Annotated in this window: 12 protein-coding genes; 11 read left to right on the top strand and 1 reads right to left on the bottom strand. The window is 70.7% G+C overall.

What is annotated here, in order from left to right; genetic code table 11:
- Window positions 1-7: 7 nt before the first annotated feature.
- The 10 genes from ABE438_RS01645 (at window position 8) to ABE438_RS01600 (ending at window position 13,034) form a co-directional block, all read left to right on the top strand.
- Window positions 8-427 (top strand): endonuclease domain-containing protein, encoded by a 420-nt coding sequence (locus ABE438_RS01645; protein ID WP_346500560.1) that lies wholly within the window; start codon window positions 8-10, stop codon window positions 425-427.
- A gap of 13 nt (window positions 428-440) precedes the next feature.
- Window positions 441-1,364, top strand: a complete 924-nt coding sequence (gene murB, locus ABE438_RS01640) for a UDP-N-acetylmuramate dehydrogenase (protein ID WP_346500558.1) — start codon at window positions 441-443, stop codon at window positions 1,362-1,364.
- A gap of 301 nt (window positions 1,365-1,665) precedes the next feature.
- On the top strand, window positions 1,666-2,580 hold the full coding sequence (locus tag ABE438_RS01635) for a D-alanine--D-alanine ligase (RefSeq protein ID WP_346500556.1): 915 nt from the start codon (window positions 1,666-1,668) through the stop codon (window positions 2,578-2,580).
- Window positions 2,581-2,585: 5 nt separating this feature from the next.
- Window positions 2,586-3,506 carry a cell division protein FtsQ/DivIB gene (locus ABE438_RS01630; RefSeq protein ID WP_346501027.1) on the top strand — a complete coding sequence of 307 codons (921 nt, stop codon included), beginning with the start codon at window positions 2,586-2,588 and terminating at the stop codon, window positions 3,504-3,506.
- Entirely contained in the window at window positions 3,503-4,828 is a 1,326-nt protein-coding gene (gene ftsA / locus ABE438_RS01625) for a cell division protein FtsA (protein ID WP_346500554.1), read from the top strand. The genes ABE438_RS01630 and ftsA overlap by 4 nt, the downstream gene beginning before the upstream one ends.
- 134 nt (window positions 4,829-4,962) lie before the next feature.
- Window positions 4,963-6,723 (top strand): cell division protein FtsZ, encoded by a 1,761-nt coding sequence (gene ftsZ / locus ABE438_RS01620; protein WP_346500553.1) that lies wholly within the window; start codon window positions 4,963-4,965, stop codon window positions 6,721-6,723.
- A 322-nt stretch (window positions 6,724-7,045) separates the two neighbouring features.
- Window positions 7,046-7,996, top strand: coding sequence for a UDP-3-O-acyl-N-acetylglucosamine deacetylase (gene lpxC / locus ABE438_RS01615; protein ID WP_346500551.1), 951 nt, complete (start codon window positions 7,046-7,048; stop codon window positions 7,994-7,996).
- 177 nt (window positions 7,997-8,173) lie between these two features.
- Window positions 8,174-9,076, top strand: coding sequence for an outer membrane protein assembly factor BamD (locus ABE438_RS01610; RefSeq protein ID WP_346500549.1), 903 nt, complete (start codon window positions 8,174-8,176; stop codon window positions 9,074-9,076).
- A gap of 112 nt (window positions 9,077-9,188) precedes the next feature.
- Window positions 9,189-10,874, top strand: a complete 1,686-nt coding sequence (gene recN, locus ABE438_RS01605) for a DNA repair protein RecN (RefSeq protein ID WP_346500547.1) — start codon at window positions 9,189-9,191, stop codon at window positions 10,872-10,874.
- A gap of 189 nt (window positions 10,875-11,063) precedes the next feature.
- Window positions 11,064-13,034, top strand: coding sequence for a DEAD/DEAH box helicase (locus ABE438_RS01600; RefSeq protein WP_346500545.1), 1,971 nt, complete (start codon window positions 11,064-11,066; stop codon window positions 13,032-13,034).
- Between the two features lie 96 nt (window positions 13,035-13,130).
- On the opposite strand, the gene ABE438_RS01595 is transcribed toward ABE438_RS01600, so the two are convergent.
- On the bottom strand, window positions 13,131-13,349 hold the full coding sequence (locus tag ABE438_RS01595; RefSeq protein ID WP_346500543.1) for a hypothetical protein: 219 nt from the start codon (window positions 13,347-13,349) through the stop codon (window positions 13,131-13,133).
- A gap of 60 nt (window positions 13,350-13,409) precedes the next feature.
- Here ABE438_RS01595 and ABE438_RS01590 point away from each other — a divergent pair, with 60 nt between their 5' ends.
- Window positions 13,410-14,636, top strand: coding sequence for an extracellular solute-binding protein (locus tag ABE438_RS01590; protein WP_346500541.1), 1,227 nt, complete (start codon window positions 13,410-13,412; stop codon window positions 14,634-14,636).
- Window positions 14,637-14,666: the final 30 nt, after the last annotated feature.

Here is a 14,666-nt window from a genome sequence, read left to right as displayed (position 1 = left end):
GCCGGCCGTGGAGCGCAAGAACACGGCCGGTACCCTCGCTCTCGCCCGCGACCAACGGCGCCAGCCGACGCGCGCCGAAGCCGCGTTCTGGCAGGCGGTTCGCGCCCGGCGTTTCGCCAATCTCAAGTTCAAGCGCCAGATGGCGATCGGTGCGTTCGTCGCGGATTTCTGCTGCTTCGAGCACCGCCTGATCGTGGAGCTCGACGGCGAGCCGCATGCCAGTGACGAGGCACGAGCCCGCGATGCGCGTCGCGACGCTTTTCTGCGACGCGAGGGCTACCAGGTCTTGCGCTTTCCCAATGAGCGCGTTCTAGGAAACCTCGATTTCGTCCTGCGCGAGATCGCCGATCGGATCGGCCTCGCCGGACTGCCCTCATCCGACCCGGCTCCGCCGGGCCACCTTCTCCCCCGAGGGAAGAAGGACTAGCGCGAGCGTCCTCATGGCTTTCCCCGACATCTCCGCCGAGATCCTCGCTGCCGCGCCGGAGTTGCGCGGGCGGCTTCTCGCCAACCAGCCGCTGGCGCCGGTGACCTGGTTCCGCGTCGGCGGGCCGGCGCAACTGCTGTTCACCCCGGCCGACGAGGCCGATCTCGCCTATCTGCTGGCGCGGTTGCCGGCCGAAATTCCCGTTACGGTGATCGGCCTCGGCTCGAACCTGATCGTGCGCGACGGCGGCATTCCCGGGCTGGTGATTCGCCTCGCCGGCAAGGCCTTCGGCGAGATCGTGGTAGAGCCCGGCGACCGTCTGCGGGCGGGGGCGGCCACGCCCGACGTCAAGCTGGCGCGCGCGGCGGCCGATGCGGCGCTGGACGGGCTCGCCTTCTATCGCGGCATTCCCGGCTGCATCGGCGGGGCGCTGCGCATGAATGCCGGCGCCCATGGCGGCGAGACCACGGATGCGCTGGTCGAGGCGCGCGGCGTCACCCGCAAGGGCGAGATCGTGACGCTCTCCCATGCGCAGATGGGCTTCAGCTATCGCAACAGCACGGCGCCGGCCGACATCGTCTTCACCTCGGCGCTGTTCCAGGGCCGGCCGGGCGATCGCGAGGCGATCCTGGCCGAGATGGACCGGGTCACGGCGGCGCGCGAGGCGGCGCAGCCGATCAAGGAGCGGACCGGCGGTTCGACCTTCAAGAACCCGGAGGGCGGCAAGGCCTGGCAGCTGGTCGACGCCGCCGGCTGCCGCGGCCTGCGGGTCGGCGGGGCCCAGGTCTCCGAGATGCACTGCAATTTCCTGATCAACACCGGGGGCGCCACGGCGGCCGATATCGAGGCGCTGGGCGAGGAGGTCCGCCGCCGGGTCAAGGAACAGTCCGGCGTCGAGCTGCACTGGGAAATCAAGCGCATCGGCGTGCCGGCCTGAGGCGGGGCGTGGCGTCTCTCGCGCCGGTCGAAACGCAGCCGGCGATGCCACCTCTTGAAGCGCGCGGGAGCCGCCGGCGCTTTCTTATTCCCGTGGCGATCCGCAGCCGATTCCTGCCCGTTAACGGGCCTGCCCTGCGGCTTATGCACCGTTGCGGCCGCGGTGTGCTGCGGTTGCGGAGCTTCGTCCGGGACGCGCGCGGGTGAGGCGGCCAAGTCACACCGGCCGGTCCGTTAACCGGTCTTAACGGGCCGTTAACCATGTCTGTTCAGGGTCTCCGCAGAGGTGCAGCGGAGTCCTCATGAGCAAGCATGTCGCGGTCCTGATGGGTGGTTGGTCGGTCGAGCGGGCGGTGAGCCTCAGCTCCGGCGCGGCCTGCGCCGCCGCGCTCGAAGCGATCGGCTATCGCGTCACGCGCATCGACGTGCAGCGCGATATCGCCGCCGTGCTGGCGGCGCTGCGCCCGGATGTCGTCTTCAACGCGCTGCACGGCCGCTTTGGCGAGGACGGCACCATCCAGGGCCTGCTCGAGATCCTCGGCATCCCCTACACCCATTCCGGCGTGCTGGCCTCGTCGCTGGCGATCCGCAAGGACAAGGCCAAGATGGTCGCCGCCGCGGCCGGCGTTCCGGTCGCCCATGGCGTCACGGTCTCGCGCTTCGAGGCGGCCAAGCACCATGTCCTGCCGACCCCTTACGTCCTCAAGCCGATCGACGAGGGATCCTCGGTCGGGGTGGTGATCGTTAAGGAAGGTCGCGAGCACCCGCCGCAGGAAGTCGCCCGCGAAGACTGGCCCTGCGGCGAGCTGCTGCTGGCCGAGCGCTTCGTCGCCGGGCGGGAGCTGACCTGCGCCGTGATGGACGGCAAGTCCTTGGGCGTAACCGAGATTCGCGCCGCGACGGGCGAGTTCTACGACTACGACGCCAAGTATGCGAAAGGCGGCTCGGTCCACATCTGCCCGGCACAAATTTTACCGAATATTTACCGCCAAATCGAAGAGTGTGCGTTAACGGCGCATCAAGCAATCGGGTGCCGCGGGGTCAGTCGGTCCGACTTCCGATACGACGACGAGAGCGGGTCTCTCGTCTGGCTGGAGGTCAACACGCAACCCGGCATGACCGAGACCAGCCTTGTGCCTGAACTGGCCGCCCATGCGGGCATGAATTTCGGTGAGCTCGTCGGATGGATGGTCGAGGACGCCTCCTTGAATCGGTGAATGCGATGCTGGTCGGCTCCACTCCGCTGGTCCCGGTGCGCAGGCCCGGACCCCCGCTGCTCGTCGGAGAGCGGCAACGCCGCTGGTTCCGCGGTTCGCGCCGTGGCGCGCTGCCGCTGGCGCAGCGCCTGCCGCGCGGGCTCGGCACCTGGCTGGCGCTCGCCTTCCTCGGTGCGAGCGTGACGACGGGCGCCGCCCTCGGCGGCCATGTCGAGACGCTGCGCGAAGCCTATGGCGAGCCGAAGCACGCGCTGGCGCGTCTTGCCGGCTTCGGCATCGACCGCGTCACCGTCTCGGGCCTGAACGGGCTGTCGGAGATCGAGGTGCTGGTTGCCGCCGGCATCGATCCGAAGATCTCGCTCGCCTTCTTCGACGCCGATGCGGCGCGCAAGCGGCTGGAAGAGATGCCGATGATCCGCGAGGCCGCGGTGCGCAAGCTCTATCCGGGCGAGATCGTCATCAACCTCGTCGAGCGCGAGCCCTTCGCGCTCTGGCAGGTCAAGGGCGAGCTGTTCCTGATCGCCGCCGACGGCACCGTGATCGACCGCATGGACGATGGCCGCTTCGCCTATCTGCCGCTGGTGGTCGGGGAGGGCGCCAATCTGCGCGCCCGCGACTACGTCGCCCTGCTCGCCGAGGCCGGCCCGTTCGCGCCGCGCATCCGCGCCGGCAGCCTGGTCGCCGGCCGTCGCTGGAACCTCAAGCTCGACACCGGCATCGATATCCGCCTGCCGGAGGACGACACGAAGGCCGCCGTCACCCGCCTGGTCGGGCTCGAGCGCGACTTCGCCGTCAGCGAGAAGGACCTGATCGCCATCGACCTGCGCCAGCCCGACCGCATCACCATGCGGCTGACCGAAGAGGGCGCGGCCGCACGGGCCGAGCAGCTCAAGAACAAGACCAAGAAGCGGAGGGGCGAGGCATGAGCCTGACCTCCCATGGCCTGACGCCGCGCATGCGGCCCCTGTCGTCGCGCAAGAGCGCGACGCTGTCGGTGCTCGACATCGGCACCAGCAAGGTGGTCTGCCTGATCGCCGAGCTGCAGCCGGCCGAGGCCAATGAGCGCCTGCGCGGCCGCACCCATGTGGCGCGGATCGTCGGCATCGGCCATCAGCGCTCGCTCGGCCTCAAGGGCGGGGCGATCATCGATCTGGAGAGCGCCGAGCGCGCCATCCGCGCCGCCGTCGACGCGGCCGAGCGCATGGCCAAGGTCGAGGTGCAGTCGGTCATCGTCAACCTGACCGGCGGCCGGCTCGGCTCGCAGCATTATGCCGGCAGCGTCGAGCTGCGCGGCGGCTCGGTCGGCGACGCGGACGTCAAGCGCGTGCTCGCCGCCGCCGCCACCCATGCGATCGCGCCCGGCAAGGCGGTGCTGCACGCGCTGCCGACCGGCTACGCGCTGGACGGTTCGCCCGGCGTGCTCGATCCGCGCGGCCTCGTCGGCGGGGCGCTCTCGGTCGACATGCACGTCGTCGCCTCCGAGGCGGCGGCCGCCCGCAACGTCATGCTCGCGGTCGAGCGCTGCGACCTCGAGGTCGAGGCGGTCGTCGCCACGCCTTACGCGTCGGGCCTCTCCGTCCTCGTCGACGACGAGGCCGAGATGGGCGTCGTCGTGGTCGACATGGGCGGCGGCACCACCAGCCTCGGCGTGTTCTCGGGCGGGCACCTGACCCATACCGACGCGGTCGCGGTCGGCGGCAACCACATCACCATGGACGTGGCGCGCGGCCTGTCGACCCGTGTCTCGGCCGCCGAGCGGCTGAAGACCCTGCACGGCTCGGCGATGGCGAGCCCGTCCGACGAGCGCGACATCATCGCGGTGCCGCAGGTCGACGACGACGAGCGCGACATGCCGAACCACCTGTCGAAGTCGCATCTGGTCCGGATCATCCGGCCGCGGGTCGAGGAGATCCTCGAACTGGTGCGCGACCGCCTCAAGGCCGCCGGCTTCTCGCAGGAGACCGGCCGTCGCGTGGTGCTGACCGGCGGCGCCTGCCAGCTCACCGGTATGCCGGAGGTGGCGCGCCGCGTGCTCGGCGGGCAGATCCGCACCGGGCGGCCGCTCGGCATCCGCGGTTTGCCCGAGGCCGGCAAGGGCCCGGCCTTCTCGGCGGCGGTGGGCCTGCTGGTCTACCCGCAGGTGGCGCATGTCGAGCATTTCGAGCCGCGTGCGAGCTCGGCCTATTTCGCCCATCCGACCGACGGGTACTTCTCCCGTGTCGGCCGCTGGCTGAAGGAAAGCTTCTGACGCGTTGCGTTGCGCCCGGTCCCGGCCGGGCGGAACGGAGTGAGTTCTGGGAATTGGAAACGGGGCCACGGCCCCTGGCGTGGACAAACGGGACGGCCCGCCAGGCGCCGGACGAGAGAGTGAAAGAGGCAATCATGGCGATGAACCTGCAAGCCCCGGACATCCGGGAATTGAAGCCCCGGATCACCGTGTTCGGTGTCGGCGGCGCCGGCGGCAACGCCGTCAACAACATGATCGAGTCGGGCCTCGACGGCGTCGATTTCGTCTGCGCCAATACCGACGCGCAGGCCCTCGCGCTCTCCCGCGCCCCGCGCATCATCCAGATGGGCCTGCAGGTCACCGAGGGGCTCGGCGCCGGCTCGCAGCCGGAAGTCGGCCGCGCGGCCGCCGAGGAGGTGATCGACGAGATTCGCGACCATCTTGCCGGCGCGCACATGGTCTTCATCACCGCCGGCATGGGCGGCGGCACCGGCACCGGCGCCGCCCCGGCGATCGCCCGCGTCGCTCGCGACATGGGCATCCTGACCGTCGGCGTCGTCACCAAGCCCTTCCAGTTCGAGGGCCAGCGCCGCATGCGCATGGCGGAAGCCGGCATCGGCGAGCTGAACGAGGCCGTCGACACCCTCATCGTCATCCCGAACCAGAACCTGTTCCGCGTCGCCAACGAGGACACCGGCTTCGCCGACGCCTTCGGCATGGCCGACCAGGTGCTCTATTCGGGCGTCGCCTGCATCACCGACCTGATGGTCCGTCCCGGCCTGATCAACCTCGACTTCGCCGACGTGCGCGCCGTGATGCGCGGCATGGGCAAGGCGATGATGGGCACCGGCGAGGCCCAGGGCGAGAAGCGCGCGCTCTCCGCCGCCCAGGCGGCGATCAACAACCCGCTGCTCGACGACGTCTCGATGCGCGGCGCGCGCGGCCTGCTGATCTCGATCACCGGCGGGCGCGACATGAAGCTCTACGAGGTCGACGAGGCCGCCACCCGCATCCGCGAGGAGGTCGATTCCGAGGCCAACATCATCGTCGGCGCCACCTTCGACGAGTCGATGGAAGGCACGATGCGCGTCTCCGTCGTCGCCACCGGCATCGACAAGCCGATGGAGTCCGAGGGCGAGGTCGACGCGACCGAGGCCCGCATCGCCGAGGTTGCCGAGCGCCTGAAGGCCGAGGCCCGCCTGCGCAGCGCGGTTCCCAACATCCGCACCGCCGCCGCCCCGGCGCCGGCCCCCGCGCCTGTCGCTCCGGTGATCGCCGAGCATCCGGCCGCGCCGCGCCTGCCGCTGACGCAGGAGCCGGTGCGCCAGGCCGCCCCTGCCGCCTACGCCGCCGACGTCCGCATCGAGCCGGTGCAGCCGCGCCCGGCCATGGTCGCCGCTCCGGTGGTCGAGACGCACGCTCCGGAAGCCGAGCTGCCGCATCTGGAAGACAGCTTCATCCCGCCGGCGCCCGAGCGCGCCGTCATCCGTCCGGCCCGCATGCCGCGGATCGAGGAGCTGCCGATCCCGGCGCAGAACCAGATCGCGCAGACCCGCGCGACCACCGCCGGCGTGCCGCCGCAGCCCTCGGCCGAGCAGAAGCGCATGTCGCTGATGCAGCGCCTCGCCTCCGTCGGCTTCGGCCGCAAGGAGGAGGAGCACATGGTCGAGCCGGCGCCGCTGCGCGAGCCCGCCCCGATGCCGGCCCCGGCGCCCGTCGCCGCCCGTCCGGCGCAGCCCGCTCCGGCGCAGGCGCCCAGCGCCGCGCATGCCGAGTTCATGCGCCGCCAGCCGCAGGCCCCGGTCAGCCGTCCCGCCCAGGGCCAGCTCGATCCGCACGGCCGTGCCGCCCCGGCGCGCCTGCAGGAAGACGATCATCTCGAGATCCCCGCCTTCCTGCGGCGGCAGTCGAGCTGAGCTTTTCCGCGCTCCGTTCGAACGCGTATCAGACCAGGCCCCGGCGCATGCTTGCGCCGGGGCTTTTTTAACGAATAAAAAACGATAAGAATCAAGGGAATAGTCAGTATTCTGAGGCTCTCTGCCGACTGTTACAGAGCGAAAGAAAGCGTGATTTTGAAGCACTGTCCGCTGCGCGTATCTTGCGGGCACATCAAGGGGTGAGGGAATCGGAGCCACGCTTCGGATCGCTCGTTTCAGAGGACCGCGATCGATCATTCTCGAGGTCGCGCCGCCCGGCGCACAGGACCCGGATCATCGCGTTTTGGATCGGACACAGAGTATGACGGTTGAACGGCAGACGACCCTTCGCGCGCCCGTGACCCTGGACGGCATCGGGGTTCATTCCGGAGCGCCCGCCCGTCTCTGCCTGCGTCCGTCTTCCGCCAATACCGGCGTCGTCTTCCTCCGCAAGGGGCTCGAGGGCGGCCATGAGCAGCTCATCCACGCCCGCCACAACAAGGTCAGCGCCACCGAGCTCTGCACCGTGCTCGGCGAGCAGGGCTCCGCTTCGGTCGCGACCGTCGAGCATCTGATGTCGGCCTGCGCCGGCCTCGGCATCGACAATGTGCTCGTCGAGGTCGACGGGCCCGAGATGCCGATCATGGACGGCAGCGCCGCCGAGTTCGTCGAGGCGATCGAGGCCGTCGGCCTCGTGGCGCTTGGTGCCACCCGCCGCTACCTCAAGGTGCTGCGCCCGGTCCGCGTCGAGCATGGCCGCGCCTTCGCCGAGCTGTCGCCCTCCGAGTCCGGCTTCCGCCTCGACGTCGAGATCGATTTCGACACCGTCGCCATTGGCCGCCAGCGCAAGATTTTCGATCTGGAGCCGGTCGCCTATGCCCGCGAGATCTCGCGCGCCCGCACCTTCGGCTTCATGCGCGATGTCGAGCAGCTCTGGAAGGCCGGTTTCGCGCTCGGCGCCTCGCTCGACAACACCGTCGCGATCGGCGACGACAAGGTGATCAACCCCGAGGGCCTGCGCTACGCCGACGAGTTCGTGCGCCACAAGGTGCTGGACGCCATCGGCGACCTCGCCCTGGCCGGCTATCCGCTCCTCGGCGAGTTCCGCTCTTATTGCGGCGGCCACCGGATGAATGTGCGCATCCTCGAGGCGCTCTTCGCCGATCGCGCCAACTACACCATCGTCGAGGCCGAGCCGGCCTATGCCGCGCGCGCCGTCCAGATGGCCGCCGGCGCGCCGATGCCCGCGGCGCTGGCGCCCGATCTTCACTGAGAATCGCGCCTCCGGCGAGGCTACGCCTTGCATTCGCCGGGTTCCTGTCGGATGCACGGCGCCTCCGCTCAGCTCGTGATGCGCTTCGCCGGTTGGCGAACCATGCGCTTCTAGGGTAAAGCGATGTCCGCCCACCTGCGACAGGGGGGGCGCTTGTGAACGGATGAAGTGAGCGTCATGCGGCTGAAGGCATTCAATCCCGGCGTCTCGACCGGCGGTGGCAAGCGACTGGCGCTGGCCGTCGCCCTGGCAGCCGGCCTGGGCGGCTGCGACACGATGAGCTCGCTCAACCCGTTCGACCGCCCCGAGACCTACAAGCCCGAGGTGACGCCGGAGGTTCCGGCCGACAAGCTCTACAATGAAGGCCTCGCCCGCCTGCAGAACGGCGATTCGGAGGGCGCGAACAAGAAGTTCGAGGCCATCGACAAGCAGTCCCCGTTCTCGCCCTACGCCCGCAAGGGCCTGATCATGACGGCCTACGCCAATTACGAGGCGGCCCGTTACGACGACGCGATCACCGCCTCGCGGCGCTTCCTGGCGCAGAACCCGGCGAGCCCGGACGCGGCCTACGCGCAGTACATCCTCGCGATGTCCTACTACAACCAGATCCCGGACGTGACCCGCGACCAGGAGCGGACCGAGCAGGCGCTGCGCGCCATGCAGGAACTGCTGGAGCGCTATCCGAAGTCCGAATACGTCATCGACGTGCGCGAGAAGATGCTGGTCGCCCGCGACCAGCTCGCCGGCAAGGAGATGAATGTCGGCCGCTTCTACCTGCAGAAGCGCAACTATACCGGCGCCGTCGGCCGCTTCCGCGACGTGATCACCAAGTACCAGACCACCCGCCATGTCGAGGAGGCGCTGATGCGCCTGACCGAGGCCTATATGGCGCTGGGCATCACCAACGAGGCGCAGACGGCCGCGGCGGTGCTCGGGCACAACTTCCCCGACAGCCGCTGGTACAAGGACGCCTACGTACTGCTCGAGAGCGGCGGCCTGCAGCCGCGCGAGGATCGCGGCTCCTATATCAGCCGCCTGTTCACCGGCTTCACCCGCACCGTCGCCGGCCTGGTGCCCTGACGCGGCGCCGGTCCGGGGTGTGGTGACCATGCGCGCCCCGGCCTGCCCCGCGACGATGCCTCCGGCTCATGGCCGGCCCGCCTGTTTTTCGCGCTCCGGCTGAGTCCGCGCCATGCTCGCCCAGCTCTCGATCCGCGACATCGTCCTGATCGATCGGCTCGACGTCTCGTTTAGGGACGGGCTGAGCGTGCTGACCGGCGAGACCGGCGCCGGCAAGTCCATCCTCCTCGACGGCTTCGCGCTGGCGCTCGGCGGTCGCGGCGATGGCGGTCTGGTCCGCCACGGCGCCTTGCAGGGCCAGGTCATCGCGGTGTTCGACCTGCCGCTGGATCATCCGGCCCGCCGCCTCGCCGCGGCGCAGGAGATCGATACCGACGGCGACCTGATCCTGCGCCGCGTGCAATATGCCGACGGGCGCACCCGCGCCTTCGTCAACGACCAGCCGGTCAGCGTGCAGACCCTGCGGGCGATCGGCGGCGCGCTCGTCGAGATCCACGGCCAGCACGACGACCGCGCCCTGACCGATCCGGCGCAGCACCGCTCCATCCTCGACAGTTTCGGCGACCTGACGGCGCAGGCCGCGGCCGTGGCGCGCGCGGCCGACGAGCTGAGGACCGCACGCCAGGCGCTGCAGAGCCAGCGCCAGCGCGTCGAGGCCGCCCGCAAGGAGGCCGATTTCCTGCGCCATGCGGTCGAGGAACTCGGCCAACTCGCGCCCGAGGTCGGCGAGGAGGATACGCTCGCCAGCCAGCGCCAGGGCATGATGCAGGCCGAGAAGGTGACGCGCGACATCGCCGAGGCGCATGAGGCCGTGGCCGGGCAGGGCTCGCCGCTTTCCGCGCTGTCGGGCGTGCTGCGCCGGCTCGAACGGCGCAGCGGCCAGGCCCCGGAGCTGATCGACCCCTCCGTCGCCGCGCTCAACACCGCTTTGGTGGCGCTGGAGGAGGCCGGCGAGGCCCTCGCCGCGGCGCTGCGGGCAGCGGAATACGATCCGCGCCTGCTGGAGCGCGTCGAGGAGCGCCTGTTCGCGCTGCGGGCGGCGGCCCGCAAGTTCGACGTGCCGGCCGACGGGTTGCCGGCGCTGGCGGAGACGATGGCGGCCGATCTCGCGGCGCTGGACGAGAGCGAGGGCTCGCTCGCCCGGCTGGAAACCGAGGTCGCCGAGGCCGAGGCGCGCTATCGCGTGCTGGCGACGACGCTGTCCGAGGGCCGGGCCGCCGCGGCGGCCGCGCTCGATTCGGCGGTGCGGGGCGAGTTGCCGCCGCTGAAGCTTGAACGTGCGCGCTTCATCACCCAGATCGACCGCGATCCCGAGGCGCGCGGGCCCGAGGGCTTCGACCGGGTCGAGTTCTGGGTCGAGACCAATCCGGGCACGCGGCCGGGCCCGATGATGAAGGTCGCCTCGGGCGGCGAGCTCTCCCGTTTCATGCTGGCGCTCAAGGTGGTGCTGGCCGAGCGCGGCTCGGCGCCGACTTTGGTCTTCGACGAGATCGACACCGGTGTCGGCGGCGCGGTCGCCGACGCGATCGGCGAGCGGCTGTCCCGGCTGGCGCGCCGGGTGCAGGTCGTGGCCGTGACGCATGCGCCGCAGGTCGCCGCCAAGGCGCATCGGCATTTCCTCATCGCGAAATCCGCCCAGGCGGGGGAGGGCGAGGCCGAGCGCATCGTCACCCGCGTCTCGCCGCTGGAGGCGGAGAGCCGGCGCGAGGAGATCGCCCGCATGCTCGCCGGCGCCAGCATCACCGCCGAGGCGCGCGCCGCCGCCGCCCGCCTGCTCGACGTCGCGGGCGCTGGCTGACAGGGCGGTTTCGCGCGCGCTGCGTCGCCGATCCCGCGCGCGGTGATCCCGCCCCCTGCGGTCGTCGCATTTCCCTTGACGGCCGATTTGCTCTATGAGCGCCGTGTAAGCGCGCCTCACGGTTCCGGCGGCGCACCCCTATTCCGCTCTCCCCTCGCGAGCGCGGTTGAAACCAAGGCCCGATACAAGATGTCCTTCACCCTCACGAGCCCGCCGCTCGCGCGCGCGCTCGCCGAACGCAATTACAGCGAGCCCACCCCGGTGCAGAGCGCCGTGCTGGACGCCGCCGCCGCGGGCCGCGACCTGCTGGTCTCCTCGCAGACCGGCTCCGGCAAGACGGTGGCCTATGGGCTGGCGATCGGCGAGACGCTGCTGGAAGGTGGCGAGACGCTGCCGCGGGCCGGCCTGCCGCTCGCCCTGATCATCGCGCCGACGCGCGAGCTCGCCTTGCAGGTCCAGCGCGAGCTGGGCTGGCTCTATCGCGAAACCGGCGCCAAGGTGATCTCCTGCGTCGGCGGCATGGATCCGCGCCGCGAGGCCGCCCTGCTCGACGAGGGCGCCCATATCGTCGTCGGCACGCCGGGCCGCCTGCGCGACCATATCGAGCGGCGCCGTCTCGACCTGTCGGAGCTGCGCGCCGTCGTGCTCGACGAGGCCGACGAGATGCTCGATCTCGGCTTCCGCGAGGATCTCGAATTCATCCTGAAGACGGCCCCGGCCGAGCGCCGCAGCCTGCTGTTCTCCGCGACCCTGCCCAAGACTATCGTCGCGCTGGCGGCGAGCTATCAGCGCAATGCGCTGCGCATCGAGGTCGCCAGCGCCGACAACCGCCATGCCGACATCGACTACCGGGCGGTGCGTGTCTATCCGCGCGAGGCGGAACTCGCCGTCGTCAACCTGCTGCGCCTGCACGACGCGCCCTGCGCGCTGGTGTTCTGCAACACCCGCAACGCGGTGCGCCATCTCGAGGCCGTCCTGCTCGAGCGCGGCTTCCTCGCGGTCTCGCTCTCCGGCGAGCTCGGCCAGAACGAGCGCAACGCCGCGCTGCAGGCGCTGCGCGACGGGCGCGCCCGTGTCTGCGTCGCCACCGACGTGGCGGCCCGCGGCATCGACCTGCCGGGCCTGACGCTGGTCATCCATGCCGAACTGCCCAACGATCCCGAGGTGATGCAGCACCGCAGCGGCCGCACCGGCCGCGCCGGGCGCAAGGGCACCAGCGTGCTGCTGGTTCCGCCCTCGCGCCGCCGCAAGGCCGAGATGCTGCTGGCCGCCACCGGCGCGCAGGCGCAGTGGGAGGCCGCGCCGACGCGCGAGGCCATCCTGGCGCTCGATCGCGAGCGGCTGCTGAGCGACCCGCTGATCCTCGGCGAGACCGGCGAGGAGGATGCCAGCATGGTCGAGGCCCTGCTGGCCGACCGCTCGGCGCAGGAGCTCGCCGCCGCCCTGGTGCGCATCTACCGCTCGCGCCTGCCGGCGATCGAGGAGGTCGGCGATCCGGGCTTCGGCAAGTCGGAGCGCAAGCCGGTGTGGGCGCCCGAGGACTATGCCCGCCCGTCGAGCCGCTTCCAGCGCGATCCGGAGGCAGCGGCCGAGCGCCGCGAGCGTGCCGGCCCGCGCGGCGATACCGTCTGGTTCAAGCTCAATATCGGCCGCAAGGGCGGCGCCGACCCGCGCCAGCTGCTGCCGATGCTGTGCCGTCGCGGCGGCATCACCCGTGACGCCGTCGGCGCCATCCGCATCTTCGATCGCGAGACCAAGGTCGAGATCGACGCCGACGTCGCCGAGCATTTCGCCCAGCGCGTCGCCAAGCCCGACCGCGACCGGATCGTCATCGAGGCGACCGATGGCGAGGGCGAGCGCCGCCCGGCTCGGCCCTTCGCCGAAAAGGGTGCGCCGCGCGAGAATTCGGCCTGGGAGGATCGCGGCCCGGCGCCGCGCCAGGATGGCGAGGGCCATGGCCGGCGCGCGGCTCCGGCTCGCGGCTTCGACAATCATGACGAGCGTCCGCGCCCGGCGCGGCGCGAGCAGGATCGCGACGGCCCGCGTTCGCCGCGCGGCCCAGCCAAGGCGCCCGGCACCGCCAAGCCCTGGGGCGCTCCCGGCGGCAAGGGCAAGCCGGCCGGCAAGCCCTTCGGCGGCAAGCCCAAGCGCGACCGCTGACGGCAGCGCGGCGCGGCCGCAGATCTCATCACCAACAGCAAAGGGCCGGAGCGTGTCGCACGCTCCGGCCCTTTGCTGTTCGTCGTCCCTGTGGGCTCAGCGCAGTCCGAGAAAGGACAGGATCGCGAGCACGACGACGACGAGACCGACGATATAGATGATGTTGTTCATGGCTTGACGCCCCCCTTCCGGTTGCTCTTCTGCCGCGTGTCCTGCGCAGGCGCGGCGCCGCGACCTCGCCGCGACGGTCAGGAAACGCTGCGTCGTCGGGGAAGGTTCCGGGGCTGTCGCATCACCGTCGCATCCCTGTTGCATCCGCGCGTCATCCGCCCACACAATGCCCGGCCGGGCAGAGACCCGGGACAGGGGAACGCCATGAGGATGATCGCGACGGCGCTCGGCGCCGCAATGATGCTGGCCGGGCTCGCGCTGCCGGCGGGCGCGCAGGACAGGCTGGTGATCGCCGGGCGCGACGCCGGTTTCGCCCCGGCGCTGGCCAAGATGGTGGAACTCTACCAGGCCAAGAATCCCGCGGTGAAGATCGAGCGGCTGGAGCTCGGCGGCGGCCCGCTCTACGAGCGCCTCGCCATCGGTGCCCGCGAGAAGACCGGCGCGACCGATGTCGCCATGCTCGACGACATCTGGGCGCCCGAATTCATGTCGCGCGGCTGGCTGACCGATCTCGGCACCGTGGGGGGCCTGCCCGGCGAGTTCGTCAAGTCGGCGCTGGAGGTCTCCCGCCATGACGGCAAGCTCTACGCCGCGCCCTTCGTCGGCAATATCGCCATGTTCGCCTATCGCAAGGACCTGCTGAGCAAGCACGGCTTCGCCCGTCCGAAGACCTGGAGCGAGGCGGTGAAGGCCGCGCAGGCGATCCAGGACAAGGAGCAGGGCATCTCCGGCCTGGTCTTCCGCGGCATCAAGGGCAACCCGATCGTCACCTCCTTCCTGCCGGTGCTCTGGGCGCATGGCGGCGACGTCGTCACCGCCAACGGCAAGGCCGTGCTCGACACGGCCGAGGCCGAGGCGGCGCTGACCCAGTTCCTCACGTTCAAGGCGCTCGCGCCCAAGGGCGTCGAGACCTACAACGCCACCGAGCTGCGCGATGCGATGCAGCAGGGCCGCGCCGCGATCGCAGTGGAGATGTGGTCGTCCTGGGCCGGCACGCTCGACGGCAGCGCCTCCAAGGTCGCCGGCGAGGTCGAGGTCGTCGGCTCGCCCGGTGAGACCAAGGGCCCGGCGCCGATGCTGGGCGCCTGGCTGCTCGGCATCCCGTCGGATTCGCCCAACAAGGCGCGTGCGGCCGACTTCATCCGCTTCGTCACCACGCCCGAGAACCAGAAGCTGATCGCGCTGGAGACCGGCAACCCGCCGACGCTGGCCGCCCTGTTCAACGACAAGGATCTCGTCGCCAAGTACCGCTGGTATCCGGCGCAGCTCGAGGCGCTGAACGTCGCTCGTGCCCGCCCGCGCATCACCCAATGGGCCCGCGTCGAGACGATACTCGGCGACTATCTCCAGCTCGCCCTGATCGGCCAGATGCAGCCGAAGCAGGCGCTGGCCGAAGCGAACGCGCAGATCGCGCGGGCGCTGAAGCGCTGAGCGGTCGTTGCTTCTCCGCTCCGCCACGCA

The organism is Allobosea sp. TWI1241 (genome assembly GCF_039673065.1).
Classification (GTDB): domain Bacteria; phylum Pseudomonadota; class Alphaproteobacteria; order Rhizobiales; family Beijerinckiaceae; genus Allobosea.
This window is presented reverse-complemented; position numbering and strand designations above follow the sequence as displayed.